The organism is Sphingomonas sp. FW306-05-A (assembly GCF_058782275.1).
Map to the genome: position 1 here is coordinate 907197 of NZ_JBYSXN010000002.1, position 13694 is coordinate 920890.

Sequence of the window (13694 nt, forward strand, 5' to 3'; positions counted from 1 at the left end):
TTTCGTCCCCTAAATCCCTCAGATGGGCGACGAATCAAATGAATGGTTGCTTGAAAGCCGCCAAGGTCTGCCTGCCACGATCGCGTATTTGCGCGAGGCCTATCCTGCACCGCAGTGGCGGGATCACCACAATTTCGGCGAACTCGCCGACTTCTGGCTGCAGGTTCATGCCAGTTTGCGCCAGCAGGGCGACCAGTTGCAGCAGATCACGCAGTCATTTCGGGAAGGTGGACTCGACGCAAATGCGTTCCAGCAGGCTTTCGTGCCGCGGTTCAATCATTTCCTGCAGCATCTCGAGGGGCACCATCAGATCGAGGACGCGGTCTATTTCCCCAAGTTCCGCCAGCTTGATCCGCGGATGCAGCAAGGGTTCGACCTGCTCGAAAACGATCACGAACTGATCCACAGTGCCCTGGTGACATCGCTCGACGCCGCGCGCCAGCTGGTCGTCGCACTGCCGCGCGGTGCGCGTGCGGCGCAGACCGCGAACGACGGATATGCCGATGCGACCGATCGGTTGATCCAACTGCTCGCGCGCCATCTGGCGGACGAGGAAGACCTCGTCATCCCGGCAATGCTGGAACACGGTGAACGCAGCGTCGGCTAGCCCGGGCGCTTCAACGGCCCCAGTTCGATCCCGAGCCGTTTGACGCGGTAGTAAAAGGTCTTGCGCGGAATGCCGAGACGGTCGATCGCCGCGCCGACCTCGCCGCTCGCCGCCGCCATCGCCGCGACGATCGTTGCCCGTTCGAAGGCATCGAGTTGTTCGGGCAAGCTGGCCGGACGCACCTCGGCGACATCCGCGACCGTGTCGAGCCCAAGCACGAAACGCTCGGCATAATGCGCGAGTTCGCGAACGTTGCCAGGCCAGTCGTGCGTCGCGAGATGATGTTGCGCCGCCGCCGTCATCGCCGGCACCGCCTGTCCGATCCGTCGCGCCGCCTCCGCCACGAAATGCGCGAACAACGGAACCACATCCTCGCGGCGTTCGCGCAGCGGCGGCATCCTGAGGCGGACCCCGGCGACGCGGTACAACAAGGCCGGGGCGATCGCATCCTCGGCACGCGCGCCCGGTTCGTCCGCAGTGGCGATCACGCGCAGGTCGATCGGCACCGCATCGCGCGCCCCCGGCGTAACCAGCGCGCGCGCCTCGACCAGGGCGGTCAGCCGCGCCTGCAACGCACGCGACGCCTGATCGAGATCGTCGAGCAACAGCGTCCCGCGGCTCGCCGCCACCACGCTTCCCGTGCCGACGCGCGCGAACAGATCGGTGTCGAGCAGTGCGTCGGGATAGGCCGCGCAGGCGACACCGAGCAGCCTGTGCCGCCGCCGCTTGCCCGCCGCATGGATCCGCCGCGCGAGCAGCGCCTTGCCGGTCCCCGTCTCCCCCTCGATCAGCAAGTCGATATCCGCGTCGGCCAGCATCGGGATCATCGCGCGGAGCCGCTCGATCGCGGGGGAGCGTCCGATCAGGCCGTCGCCGGCATCGTCCTCCGACGCCCCCGCTGCCGCCGCCCGCAACCGCCGATTGTCGAGTTCCAGCGTCCGCGCGGTCGACGCGCGCGCGACCGCAGCCAGCAGCACGTCGGGATCGAACGGCTTGGTCAGGAAGTCCCACGCCCCCGCCTTCAACGCGGATACCGCCATCGCCACGTCGCCATGCCCGGTGATCAGGATGACCGGCAGGCTCGGATCGCGCGCCCGCAACAGTTCGAACACCTCGGTACCCGAAATGTGCGGCAGCCGCACGTCGGTGACGACGACGCCCGCGAAATCGGGCTGGATCGCCTCGAGCGCAGGGGCTGCGTCCGGATAGGCGTCGACCGCAAAGCCGGCGAGCGACAGCAATTGCGTGGTCGACACACGGAGATCCGGATCATCCTCGATCAACGCGACGCGGGGTGTTGCGGCGGTCATGACGCCCGCTGCAACACGATCTCGAAACACGCGCCCCCTGGCCCTGGAACAAGTCGCAAGGTGCCGCCGAGATCCTCCATGATGTCCTTGGCAATCACCAGCCCGAGCCCGAGCCCCGCGGTCCGGCTCGTCGCGAACGGGGTGAACAGCCGTTCCGATATGTCGGGAGCGATGCCGGGGCCGTTGTCGCGGATGCGCACCACGACGCGTTCGGATTGCGGGTCGACCGTCACGACGATCGCGCCGTCCCGATGGGTCAGAAGCGCCTCGGTCGCATTCTGCAGCACGTTGACGAACACCTGTTCGAGCCGGATCCGCCCCGCGATCACGCGCAGGTCCGCGGCGACCGCGGGCCAGTCGACATATATGCGCGATAGCGGTTCGCGCAGGATGAGTTGCGCGCCCTCGATCACTTCGCTGAGCGGCACCGGGCCGATTTCACCGCTCGCCTTGCGCGAGAAGCCCCGCAGTTGTGCGGTGACCGCGCCGATCCGTTCGGTCAGGCGCGCGATCGCCCGCAGGTTCGCGCGAACGTCTTCGGTCGCGCCGCGGTCGAGCAGCGTCTCGCCGGTCGCGGCATAGGTGCGGATCGCGGCGACCGGCTGCGCGGTCTCGTGCGCAACGCTCGCGGTGATCTGCCCGAGCGTCGCCAGCCGGTTGGCCTGGCGCAAGGCTTCGCGAAGCGTGGCCGCGCGCGTTTCGAGCTGGGTGCGTTCCTCGATCTCGTGGCGAAGCGCGGCGGTGCGCTCGGCGACCGCCTGTTCGAGCTGGCTGGTCCGGTCGGCGCGACGGCGCGCCATCGACCGGGCGGCATTGGCCAGCCACAGCAGCACGAACACCAGCAGCCCGGCGACGATTCCGCCCGCACGGGCGACGTCGTCCACTGCCGCGCGCGTCGGCTGCGCGAGCGTGACGCGCCACCCGGCGGGATCGGCTGCGGTCCGCGCGACGAGCAAGGTGCCTTTCTCGCCCGGTACGCGGATCCGATCGGCATTCGTGGTTTGGAAAGGCACCGGCAGCAGCGCCGCCGCACCACTGACCCGCAAGGCGCTGGCACGTTCGGCGGGGGACAAGGGGCGTGTCATCGCGAAACGCCACGTCTGGCGGCTCGCGATGAGGATCAGTCCGGCGGGATCGGTGACATAGGTGATGCCGCCAGCCGCCGCCCACTGGCGCTCGATCGACGCGAAGTCGAGCTTAACGACGACGACGCCCCCCGCCGCCGTACGGCGTGCGAAATAGAGGCCGGGGCGGTTGCTGACCGTGCCAAGCGCGAACTGGCGCGCCTCGCCGCCGCGACGTGCCTGCTGGAAATACGGCCGGAAACGATAATCGCTCCCGACGAAGCTCCTGGTCGTATTCCAGTTGCTTGCCGCGATCGCATGGCCGTCGGGCGCGATGACGTACATCGCGTCGGCACCGGTCTCGGCGGCAAGATGTTCGAGCTTGCGATCGAGGGCCGCAGTCGCGCCCTTCTGTTTGGCCAGCGCCGCGACGACATCGCGATCGTCCGCGAGCGCAAGCGGCAGCAAGCGGAACCGCGCAACCTCGCTCGCGAGCAGCGACGCGCGCAACCGGGCGTCTGCCGCGACCGATGTCGCCAGGCGCTCCCGTGCAGCGTGCGCGATCACGCTACCAACCGCCCAGCCGACCGCGAGCGCGATCAGCGCGACCACGACCGCAAGACCGACTCGTCGCAAGGGAAAGGCGCGGAGCATGGGCGCTTCTAGCAAGCCCCCCGACATGTGCAACTTTCGGCACATAGCCGCTTATCGGCACGCAGATATTGGCGCGCACTTTATTGCCAAATGCTTCCAGAAGCCTGCAAACGCGGCTTTTTCGGCGTTTTTCGAAAGTACAACTGGCCCCACGTCCGACAGGGCGATACTCACCACAACAGGTATCGCCGCAGAGCAGAACCTCGTGTTCAGAGGATGAAGGCCCCATGTCCATTTCGATTCCCGCCGCCGGCGAACAGCCGCCAGCCGCCCCCAAGCGGTGGTACGCGCAACTCTATTTCCAGGTGCTTCTTGCGATCGTCGCGGGCGTGCTGCTCGGCCATTTCGCCCCCCAGACGGGCGAAGCGATGAAGCCGATCGGCGATGCCTTCATCAAGGCGGTGAAGATGGTGATCGCACCGGTCATCTTCCTGACGATCGTGACCGGCATCGCCGGGATGCGCGATCTCGCCTCGGTCGGCCGCGTCGCGGGCAAGGCATTCGCCTATTTCCTGTTCTTCTCCACACTCGCGCTGATCATCGGGATGATCGTCGCCAACGTCGTGCGGCCGGGCGCGGGGCTCAACATCGATCCCGCCTCGCTCGATACGTCCAAGATCAGCGAATATGCCGAAAAGGCGCATGAGACGACGCTGACCGGCTTCCTGACCGGCATCATTCCCGACACCTTCCTGTCGGCGATGACGCAGGGGAACATCCTCCAGGTCCTCTTCATCTCGATCCTGTTCGGGATCGCGCTCGCGCTGATCGGCGATCGCGGCACCAAGGTGCTCGACCTGCTCAACGACGTGTCGATCGCCTTCTTCAAGCTGGTCGGCATCGTGATGCGCGCTGCCCCGATCGGTGCGTTCGGCGCGATGGCGTTCACGATCGGCAAATATGGCGTCGGCACGCTCGCCAATCTGGCGACGCTGGTCGGGACCTTCTACGCGACGTCGCTGCTGTTCGTGCTGGTCGTGCTCGGCCTGGTCGCGAAGCTGACCGGCTTCTCGATCATCAAGCTGATCCTCTACCTCAAGGCTGAACTGCTGCTGGTGCTCGGCACCTCGTCGTCGGAAAGCGCGCTGCCCTCGCTGATCGAGAAGATGGAGCGCGCAGGCTGCCCCAAGTCGATCGTCGGGCTGGTCGTGCCGACCGGCTACAGCTTCAACCTCGACGGCACCAACATCTACATGACGCTGGCCGCATTGTTCATTGCGCAGGCGTGCAACGTCGACCTGACGCTGGGGCAGCAGTTGCTACTGCTGAGCGTCGCGATGCTGTCGTCCAAGGGTGCTGCAGGCGTGACCGGCGCGGGGTTCATCACCCTCGCCGCAACGCTGTCGATCGTGCCGTCGGTGCCGGTTGCGGGGATGGCGCTGATCCTCGGGGTCGATCGCTTCATGTCGGAGTGCCGCAGCCTGACCAACTTCATCGGCAATGCGGTCGCGACGGTCGTCGTGTCGAAGTGGGAAGGCAAGCTCGACATCGAGCAACTCAACGCCGCCCTCTCCGGCAAGACGACGGTTGCCTCGCCCGGGCCGACCAGCCCGGTTGCCGTGACGCTCAGCGTCGCGAACTGACTTTCAAGGGACGTTTGCCATGATGATGGGTTCGCGACTGCGTGTCGCCACGGCGTTGATCGCGCCATATGCCGCCCTCGCCGCCTCCGGCGCGCACGCGCAGGTAAGTGCCGGCGAAAAGGCCCCGGCGACGGAAATTGCCACCAGCTACCCCGCTGCCGGCGGGGGCGAAGGCGCCAACACCAACGGCTATAACCTGTCGCGCTGGGCCGAGGACTGGCGCGGGATGGCCGATCCCGCGAAGCGCAACGATCCGCTCGACCGGCTCAAGTTCCTGCCGCTCGATTCCAACGGCGACGTCTATTTGACGCTGTCGGGCGAGTTGCGACTGCGGATGAACCACACGACCAACCCCAATCTGCGCGAGAGCAAGGCGCAGCGGCAGGACATCACCCGCATCGTCGGCGGTGCGGACCTGCATGTCGGGCCGCATCTGCGCGGCTACGTCGAACTGGCGCACGGCGGCATTTCGGGGGTGGAACTCGGCGTCCCCGCGACCAACCTCCGCAATGACCTGGTCGTCCAACAGGCGTTCGTCGAAGGTGACGTCAACGTCGGCTCTGTCCAGCTCGGTGCGCGCTATGGGCGTCAGGAATTCACCGACGGGCCCAACCTGCTCGTGTCGCAACGCGACAACAACACGATCCGCTATACGCTCAACGGCATCCGGCTGTGGGCCAAGGGCAAGACCGTCCGCGCCGACCTGTTCGATCTCAAGCCCACGGCGTACGGCGATCTCGGCACCGACGACGATGTGACCGATCCGGCGCGGCGTTTCTCAGGCGTGTCGCTTGGTTTTGCGGTGCCCAAGACCGCGTTCGGCGGGTCGAGCCTGTTCGTCGATCCGTTCTTCTGGCGGCGAAAGAATTCGGTCGGCGCGTGGGGCGGGCGGATCGGGCCGGCGGAACGCTTCTTCGCGGGCGTTCATGCTTACGGCGACGCGGGCCCGGTGACGATCGACTGGACCGCCAACCACCAGTTCGGCACCTATATCGACCAGCGGATCGATGCCTGGCAGTTCTTCGTGGCGCAGACCTACCGCGTCGGAAAGGCCAAGACCGCGCCGCGCGTCGGCGTCCATTTCGACTATTCGAGCGGCGGCGGCGGCTATGGCGGTCGGACATTGGCCAACGCCTATGCGCCGTTCGGAAACAACATCTATTACAGCTATCAATTGTTCCTGACGCCGTCGAACCTCGTCACGGTCGCCCCCAACGTGACCGTGGCTCCGGCCAAGTCGCTACGCGTGACCGCGGAATATGCGCTCAACTGGCGCGCCAACGTCACCGACGCAGTGTACCGCGCGAGCGGTGCGCCGTTTGCGGGAACGCAGAACTTCCGCGCCGCGCGGATCGCCAACGTCTCGCGCTTGCAGGCGGTCTGGGCGGTGACGCCGCGCGTGTCGCTGACCGGGCGCTACGAGCATCTCGACGCCGGCCCCGCGCTGCACGACGCGGGCTACAAGAGCTCGGACTTCCTCGCGGGCTGGATCAGCCTGCGCTTCTGAAAGGACCCTTCTCATCGCTCCCGCCTACTACGCCGCCGCACGCGCGCTGCTCGCCGATCCGCTGACCAACAAGGGGACGGCGTTTACCGAGACCGAGCGCGACACGTTCGGGCTGCATGGCTTGCTCCCGCCGCATATCGGCACGCTCGACAGCCAGATCGAACGGCGGATGCGCGCGCTCGACGGGATGGCGGACGATTTCCATCGCTACGCCTTCCTGCGCGAGCTGCAGGATTCGAACGAGATCCTGTTCCACGCGCTCGTCCAGCGCGACCTGCCACGGATGCTGCCGCTGATCTACACCCCGACCGTCGGCGAAGGGTGCGAGCGGTTCAGCGAAATCTGGCATCGCCCGCGCGGGCTGTTCCTGAGCTATCCCAATCAGGACCGGATCGCGGACATTCTCGCCGACCCGGCGTTCGACCGGGTCAAGGTGATCGTCGTCAGCGACGGCGAGCGGATCCTCGGGCTCGGCGACCAGGGCGCGGGCGGCATGGGCATCCCGATCGGCAAGCTCGCGCTCTATACGGCATGCGCAGGGCTGCATCCGGCGGAAGTGCTGCCGATCCTGCTCGACGTCGGGACCGACAATGCCGCTAGGCGCGATGATCCGCTGTACGTCGGCTGGCGCCATGCCCGCGTGCGCGGTGAAGACTATGACGGCTTCCTGGAAAGCTTCGTCACCGCCGTCGCCGAGCGGTGGCCCGGCGTGTTGCTCCAATGGGAGGATTTCGCGGGCCACAATGCGCATCGGCTGCTCGATCGCTATCGTGACCGGCTGCTGAGCTTCAACGACGATATCCAGGGGACCGCGGCGACCGCGCTCGGCACGTTGCTTTCCGCGATCCGGCGGACCGGCGGCGCGCTTGCGGACCAGCGGATCGTGCTGTTCGGCGCGGGCGCGGCGGGTTGCGGGATCGGCGAACTGCTCGTCCGCGCGATGGTTGCGAACGGCTTGAGCGATGCCGAGGCGCGTACGCGGATCTGGGCGGTCGACCGCGACGGGCTGATCGTCGACGACATGCCGGGGCTGACCGAATCGCAGATGGCGCTTGCCCGCCACGACAGCCCGCGCGACCTGTTCAACCCGCACGGGCATGACTTGCTCGCCACCATCGAGCTGGTTGCGCCGACAGTGCTGGTCGGCACGTCGGGGCAAAGCGGCGGGTTCAGCGAAGCCGCGGTGCGCGCAATGGCGGCGCGTGTCGAACACCCGATCATCTTCCCGCTGTCCAACCCAATCTCGCGCGCGGAAGCGCATCCGACCGACCTGTTCGACTGGACCGGCGGCCGCGCGATCGTCGGCACCGGCAGCCCGTTCGGGGTCGCCGGCGTGACACAGGTCAACAACGTCTTCATCTTCCCCGGCGTCGGGCTCGGCGCGCTGTCGGTCGGCGCGCGCTGCGTGACCGAGGGCATGTTCATGGCAGCGGCACGCGAGCTCGCGACGATGGACGGCGAAGGCGGCACGTTGCTCCCCCCGATCACGCATCTGCGCGACATCGCGCTCAGGATCGCGACCGCGGTTGCGCGGCAGGCGATCGCCGAGGGCGTTGCGCAAGCCGAATGCCGGGTCGTCCAGGAAAACGATATCGGCGGCGCGATGTGGGCGGCACGCTACGATTGATCGCGGGAGACCAGCGCAGCCAAAGCGCCTGTTTCCGCGTTGGCTGCGCTGATGGTTGTATCGATCGCTCTTCGCTGGTTGCGCCGGATCGTCGTCCTCGCGCTATGTGCCGCGGTGGCGCTGGTCGCGTTCGCACTGTTTCGCCCTGCCCCGCAGGACCTGCCGTGGACGCCGCTACGGCTGGACCAGCCGCCGGGGGTGTTCACCGGGCGCAAGATTGCTGCGCTCGGGCGTGATCCTGCAGCGTGCGCCACGCTGCTGAAGAATGCCGGGCTGCGTTTCACGGCAGTCCCCGCACGCGGCCCGACGCAATGTCGCGCGCCCGACAGCATCCGCACTGCCGCGCGCCAGGACATGCTGGCGCTCAGCCCCGTGGTGACGACCGCCTGCCCCGTCACGGCCGGGCTGGTCGCGTGGCAAGCGCATGTCATCCAACCCGCCGCGCAACGCCTGTTCGGCACCACGGTCGCGCGGATCGAGCATTTCGGCAGCTATTCGTGTCGCCGCATGTACGGGCGCGAGGAAGGGAGCTGGAGCGAACATTCGACCGGCAACGCGATCGACGTCAGCGCCTTCGTCCTGACCGATGGCCGCCGCATATCGGTGCTCCGCGACTGGTCGCGCGACGATCCGCGCGGACGTTTCCTGCATGCGGTGCGCGACGGTGGATGCGGCATGTTCGCGACGGTCCTGTCCCCCGATTACAATGCTGCGCACCGCGATCACCTGCATCTCGACCAGGCGGATCGTGGCGACATGGGGTGGCGCGCCTGCCGCTGATCGGGCGTAGCGGACCCGGCCCTATCACCGTCGCCGATGCCCGCGCCCCCTTGCGCCATGTGGCACACAGGTTAAGTCCGGCACCGTTGAACACCGCCGCGGGCCTTATTGTGAACACAGGTCGGAAGCAGGAGATCTGATGCTTTTCAGAGCGATGCCGAAATCCGTACTGCGCCGCGCGCGATCGTTACCGCTCGTTCTGGCGGTCTCGATGGCGGCCCTGTGCGCCACGTCGCCAACGCTGGGCGCGTCCTCGTCGTTCGATCTGGTCGGTCCCAATGTCGTCGTCACGGTCAAGCACGGCGATATCACGCTTCCACTCGAGTCCGTCCCCAACCTCGTCGAAGGCGACGTGGTGTCGATCAAGCTCGACCTGCCCGCGAACCAGACCGAGGGCTTCCGGATCGTTGCGGGCTTCCTGCGCGGTGCGATCGACCGGCCGTCGAAGGACTGGTTCCATGAAGCGCGCAGCTGGAAGGGTAAGGGCGCGGACTTCTCGCTGACCGTCCCCAAGGGCGCGCAGCAAATGGCGCTGCTCGTCATTCCCGAAAGCGGCGGTGGCGCGAATGCGGTGATCAGCACGGTGCGCAAGCGCCCGGGCGCGTTCGTTCGGGCGGTGCAGGAACTTAACCAGGCGACGCTCGATCGGGCGCGGCTCGATGCGTTCCTGCGCGAAACGTTGAAGGTCGAGCGCGAGAATCCCGAAGCCGTCTCTGCCGCATCGCAGAATTTGACGCGCAGCCTGTCGATCAAACTCAAGGCTGAGTGCCTCCAGCAGCCCGCCGAATTGCAGGCGGCATGCCTCACCGGTGACCGCGAGACGCTTCTCCTCGCGGATACGCACAGTTCGCAGCTGGCATCGACGCTCGCGGGCGCGCCGACCGATCTCGCGTTCCAGCTGAGCGCGACGCCGGCGGGCGGCTACGGTTCGTACAGCTCCTACATCGGCGTGGTGCGCGACATGTTCCGCTTGCTCGGCGCGTTCCAGTCGACGCAATTGCAGTTTATTCCGGCGCTGTCGCAGATCAGCAACGGCCGGACGACCTTGCTGCTCAACACGCCCCTGTCCTTTTCCAAGCCTACGTCGGTGATGGTCGTCGCGATGCCCGCTGTGGAAGCGGCCAAGCCACCCCCGCTGCGGGCGTCCACGCCCGATATCGCATTGTGCGCATCGCCCGGCATGACCCTGCCGGTCGAAGGCGCGCCGCTGATCTATGCAACGCAATATGCGCGCGAAATGGCCTTGCGATTGAAGCGCCCGGACGGGACGCTGGTCGACGTGCCGATCCATGCCGATGCGCGGCGCGGCGGCTATGTCCTTGACAAGGCGATTCCGGAAGGTCCGTTCGGTGGCGCGATCCCGGCGCAGATCCACGGGCTATGGGGCTTCACCCCGTTCGAGGGCCCAAGCTTTGCTTTGTCTAACCCGCAGCAGAACAATTGGAAGACCGCCGACGGCACCTCGCTGGTCGTCGGGCGCGCCAATGACGTGCAGGTGCTTGGCGGCGGCGCAGGCTGTGTGACGCAGGTTTCGCTTCGTCGCGGTGACGGCGCGGCCAAGCCCGTCACGTGGAAGCAGGCGGGCACGCGCGGGATCGTCGCGACGCTCCCGCTCGACAAGATGGCACCGGGACCGGTGTCGATCGTGATCGAGGGCGCATCGGGCACCACCCCCGCGGTCGTGACGCTGGCCGCGTTGCAGGAAGCGGGCAGCGTCGACGACCTGATCTTCCATGCCGGCGACAGCGAGGCGATCCTGACGGGCGCGCGGCTCGACCAGGTGAAGGGCATGACGCTGGGGCAATTGTCGTTCCACCCCGGCGGATTGACGCGAGTCGATAATCAGGACCGACTGACGCTGCTCGCGGACGATCCGACCAAGGCGCAGACGATCGGGGCGGGAACCAGCCTGAGCGCGGAAGTGGCGTTCAGCGGCGGGCGCAAGAAGACCGTACCAGTGACGATCGCGGGCCGACGCACGGGCGCGACGCTGGTCCACATCGCCGGACAGGTGCCGACGCACGAAGGCATGGTGCCGGTCGTGATGCGCAGCGACGACGTCTTCGCACAGGACGCGCGGATCAGCTTCGCCTTCCACAAGGATGCGATGGAAACGCTCGACGGTCAGGAATCGATCGAGATCGCGACCGCCGACGGGCGCGCATCGGGGATCATCAAGGCCGGCAAGGGCTATGACCTGCAGGACGCGAGCACCGGTATCGTCGCCTTCTCGCCGATCGAAGCGCTCGGCGCGCTCGCTTATGGTCCGGTCCGGTTCCGCGTGATCGAGGGCGACGGCGCTTCCAACTGGACCTCGCTCGCGACGATCGTTCGGCTGCCCGACATTCGATCGGTCAGCTGCCAGGCGCGCGACAAATGCCAGATCGCAGGGGATCGCCTGTTCCTCGTCAAGGCAGCCGGCGCGAGCGAACAGCCCGATGCGATGCAGCAGATTCCGGACGGGTTCGTCGCGCCCAAGATCACCACGACCGCCAGCCGCGACGGACGGATCTTCCTGCAATTGCGCGATGCCCCGCAGGCATTCGCGACGGTCGCAACGTCATCGCGATAAACCGTTCGGGCAAAGCGCGTTCCGGTCTGGACAGCCGGGACGCGCCGCCGGTATCGCCGCACGGATGAGCATTACCGCAACGATCATGAACACGGCCACCGGCCAGCCCATCCAGAAAATGGTTTTCGGCCGGATGCCCAAGCCGTGGGTATCCTTCAATCTTGAGACGGGCGAGCTCGTCACCGCCGACCGCGTCGAAGTCGGCAAGCCCGCGCCGGGCAAGTTCGCGGTGCCGGTGGCGGTGTGGGTCACGCCCAAGGGCTGATTCGCCCGTCCAAGTCATGGCATCAGGACGCATCTCGCGGTAAGGGCCGGCGATGTTGCGCATTACCGAACTGGCCCTTCCGCTCCATCATCCCGATGAGGCGATCCCCGCTGCGATCTGCAAGCGGCTCAAGATCAGCCCACGCGACCTGATCCGCTTCAAGATCGCGCGCCGGGCGCATGATGCGCGCGACAAGATGGCGATCCTTTTGGTCTATTCGCTCGACGTCGCGGTGAAGAACGAAGCGACCGTGCTCGCCAAGTTCCGCAAGGACCGCAACGTCGGCACCACCCCCGACACGCGCTACAAATTCACCGCGCAGGCCCCCGCGGTGCAGAGCGAGATCCGCCCGGTCGTGATCGGCGCTGGCCCGTGCGGGCTGTTCGCCGGGCTGATCCTCGCGCAGATGGGGTTCCGCCCGATCATCCTCGATCGCGGCAAGGTCGTGCGCGAGCGGACCAAGGACACCTGGGGGCTGTGGCGCAAGAGCGTGCTCAACCCCGAATCGAACGTTCAGTTCGGCGAGGGGGGTGCGGGCACCTTCTCCGACGGCAAGCTCTACAGCCGGATCAAGGATCCGCGCCACCTCGACCGCAAGGTGCTGACCGAATTCGTGAAAGCAGGTGCGCCCGAGGAGATCCTGACCGAAGCGCATCCGCATATCGGCACGTTCCGGCTGGTGACGATGGTCGAGAGCATGCGCGAGAGCGTCGAGGCGCTCGGCGGCGAATATCGCTTCCAGCAGCGCGTCGAGGGGATCGACATCGAGACGCGCGGGGACGGCACGCGCCATGTGCGCGGACTCCACATCCACGACGGCAGCTATCTGCGCGCGGATCATGTCGTGCTCGCGATCGGGCACAGCGCGCGCGATACCTTCGCGATGCTTCACGAGGCGGGGGTCTATGTCGAGGCCAAGCCCTTCTCGCTCGGCGTGCGGATCGAGCATCCGCAATCGTGGATCGACACCGCGCGGTTCGGGCCAAGTGCTGGCAACCCGATCCTCGGCGCGGCGGATTACAGCCTATCGCATCACTGCAAGAACGGGCGGACGGTCTACAGCTTCTGCATGTGCCCGGGCGGCACCGTCGTCGCCGCGACCTCGGAGGAGGGCCGCGTCGCGACCAACGGCATGAGCCAATATTCGCGCAACGAGCGCAACGCCAATTCGGGGCTGGTCGTCGGCATCGACCCCGAGCGCGACTATCCGGGCGATCCGCTCGCAGGGATCGCATTCCAGCGACACTGGGAATCGCTCGCCTATGTCGCGGGCGGATCGAGCTACAAGGCGCCCGCGCAACGGCTGGGCGATCTGCTCGAGGGCAAGCCGTCGTCCGCGCTCGGGCAAGTCGTGCCGTCCTATCGCCCGGGCGTGACGATGGGTGACCTGTCCGAATGCCTTCCCGAATTCGCGATCACCGCGATGCGCGAGGCGCTCCCGGTGTTCGGGCGGCAGATCCCGGGGTACGACCATCCCGACGTGCTGTTGACCGGAGTCGAGACGCGCACCTCCTCGCCGGTCCGCTTCAAGCGCGGCGACGATCTGCAGAGCCTCAACACGCGCGGACTGTATCCGGCGGGCGAAGGGGCTGGGTACGCGGGGGGTATTCTTTCGGCGGCGGTCGACGGGATCAAGATCGCCGAAGCGGTTGCCGCGAGCCTCACGCAGACGGCGATGCCGCTGCCGGAGTGAACCGAACGGTTCAACCTTTGTTGTGCACTGCA

10 protein-coding genes are annotated in these 13694 nt (G+C 66.9%); 8 read left to right on the plus strand and 2 right to left on the minus strand.

Going from position 1 to position 13694, the window contains the following annotated elements; genetic code table 11:
• Nucleotides 1-22 precede the first annotated feature (22 nt).
• A complete protein-coding gene (locus AC3WJR_RS13030; RefSeq protein ID WP_354279218.1) occupies nt 23-607 on the plus strand; it encodes a hemerythrin domain-containing protein in 585 nt (194 codons plus the stop codon).
• Here AC3WJR_RS13030 and AC3WJR_RS13035 read toward each other — a convergent pair.
• Together AC3WJR_RS13035 and AC3WJR_RS13040 are read right to left on the minus strand one after the other, a co-directional pair.
• Entirely contained in the window at nt 604-1917 is a 1314-nt protein-coding gene (locus AC3WJR_RS13035; protein WP_492725443.1) for a sigma-54-dependent transcriptional regulator, read from the minus strand. The two genes, AC3WJR_RS13030 and AC3WJR_RS13035, sit on opposite strands and share 4 nt — an antisense overlap.
• Nucleotides 1914-3635: a sensor histidine kinase gene (locus AC3WJR_RS13040; RefSeq protein ID WP_492725444.1), complete on the minus strand. Its 1722-nt coding sequence runs from the start codon at nt 3633-3635 to the stop codon at nt 1914-1916. Before AC3WJR_RS13040 ends, AC3WJR_RS13035 begins: the two co-directional genes overlap by 4 nt.
• Before the next feature lie 227 nt (nt 3636-3862).
• Between AC3WJR_RS13040 and AC3WJR_RS13045 the strand changes: the two genes are divergently transcribed.
• The 7 genes from AC3WJR_RS13045 to AC3WJR_RS13075 all read left to right on the plus strand — a co-directional run bounded on the left by AC3WJR_RS13045 (nt 3863) and on the right by AC3WJR_RS13075 (nt 13662).
• On the plus strand, nt 3863-5218 hold the full coding sequence (locus AC3WJR_RS13045; RefSeq protein WP_492725445.1) for a dicarboxylate/amino acid:cation symporter: 1356 nt from the start codon (nt 3863-3865) through the stop codon (nt 5216-5218).
• Between the two features lie 19 nt (nt 5219-5237).
• The gene (locus tag AC3WJR_RS13050; protein WP_354279214.1) at nt 5238-6725 is read left to right on the plus strand and encodes an alginate export family protein; all 1488 of its coding nucleotides are present in this window, start codon (nt 5238-5240) and stop codon (nt 6723-6725) included.
• Nucleotides 6643-8352 (plus strand): NAD-dependent malic enzyme, encoded by a 1710-nt coding sequence (locus AC3WJR_RS13055; RefSeq protein ID WP_492726139.1) that lies wholly within the window; start codon nt 6643-6645, stop codon nt 8350-8352. Before AC3WJR_RS13050 ends, AC3WJR_RS13055 begins: the two co-directional genes overlap by 83 nt.
• A 51-nt stretch (nt 8353-8403) precedes the next feature.
• Nucleotides 8404-9132, plus strand: coding sequence for an extensin-like domain-containing protein (locus tag AC3WJR_RS13060; RefSeq protein WP_492725446.1), 729 nt, complete (start codon nt 8404-8406; stop codon nt 9130-9132).
• 154 nt (nt 9133-9286) lie between these two features.
• Nucleotides 9287-11704: a hypothetical protein gene (locus tag AC3WJR_RS13065; protein ID WP_492725447.1), complete on the plus strand. Its 2418-nt coding sequence runs from the start codon at nt 9287-9289 to the stop codon at nt 11702-11704.
• Between the two features lie 64 nt (nt 11705-11768).
• Nucleotides 11769-11969 carry a hypothetical protein gene (locus tag AC3WJR_RS13070; protein WP_010214848.1) on the plus strand — a complete coding sequence of 67 codons (201 nt, stop codon included), beginning with the start codon at nt 11769-11771 and terminating at the stop codon, nt 11967-11969.
• A gap of 52 nt (nt 11970-12021) precedes the next feature.
• The gene (locus tag AC3WJR_RS13075) at nt 12022-13662 is read left to right on the plus strand and encodes an NAD(P)/FAD-dependent oxidoreductase (protein ID WP_492725448.1); all 1641 of its coding nucleotides are present in this window, start codon (nt 12022-12024) and stop codon (nt 13660-13662) included.
• Nucleotides 13663-13694: the final 32 nt, after the last annotated feature.

Bases quoted from the DNA above. Each gene is read 5' to 3' on its own strand.
- AC3WJR_RS13030 (WP_354279218.1), top strand. From the start codon at position 23: ATGGGCGACGAATCAAATGAATGGTTGCTTGAAAGCCGCCAAGGTCTG.
- AC3WJR_RS13035 (WP_492725443.1), bottom strand. From the start codon at position 1,917: ATGACCGCCGCAACACCCCGCGTCGCGTTGATCGAGGATGATCCGGAT.
- AC3WJR_RS13040 (WP_492725444.1), bottom strand. From the start codon at position 3,635: ATGCTCCGCGCCTTTCCCTTGCGACGAGTCGGTCTTGCGGTCGTGGTC.
- AC3WJR_RS13045 (WP_492725445.1), top strand. From the start codon at position 3,863: ATGTCCATTTCGATTCCCGCCGCCGGCGAACAGCCGCCAGCCGCCCCC.
- AC3WJR_RS13050 (WP_354279214.1), top strand. From the start codon at position 5,238: ATGATGATGGGTTCGCGACTGCGTGTCGCCACGGCGTTGATCGCGCCA.
- AC3WJR_RS13060 (WP_492725446.1), top strand. From the start codon at position 8,404: ATGGTTGTATCGATCGCTCTTCGCTGGTTGCGCCGGATCGTCGTCCTC.
- AC3WJR_RS13065 (WP_492725447.1), top strand. From the start codon at position 9,287: ATGCCGAAATCCGTACTGCGCCGCGCGCGATCGTTACCGCTCGTTCTG.
- AC3WJR_RS13070 (WP_010214848.1), top strand. From the start codon at position 11,769: ATGAGCATTACCGCAACGATCATGAACACGGCCACCGGCCAGCCCATC.
- AC3WJR_RS13075 (WP_492725448.1), top strand. From the start codon at position 12,022: ATGTTGCGCATTACCGAACTGGCCCTTCCGCTCCATCATCCCGATGAG.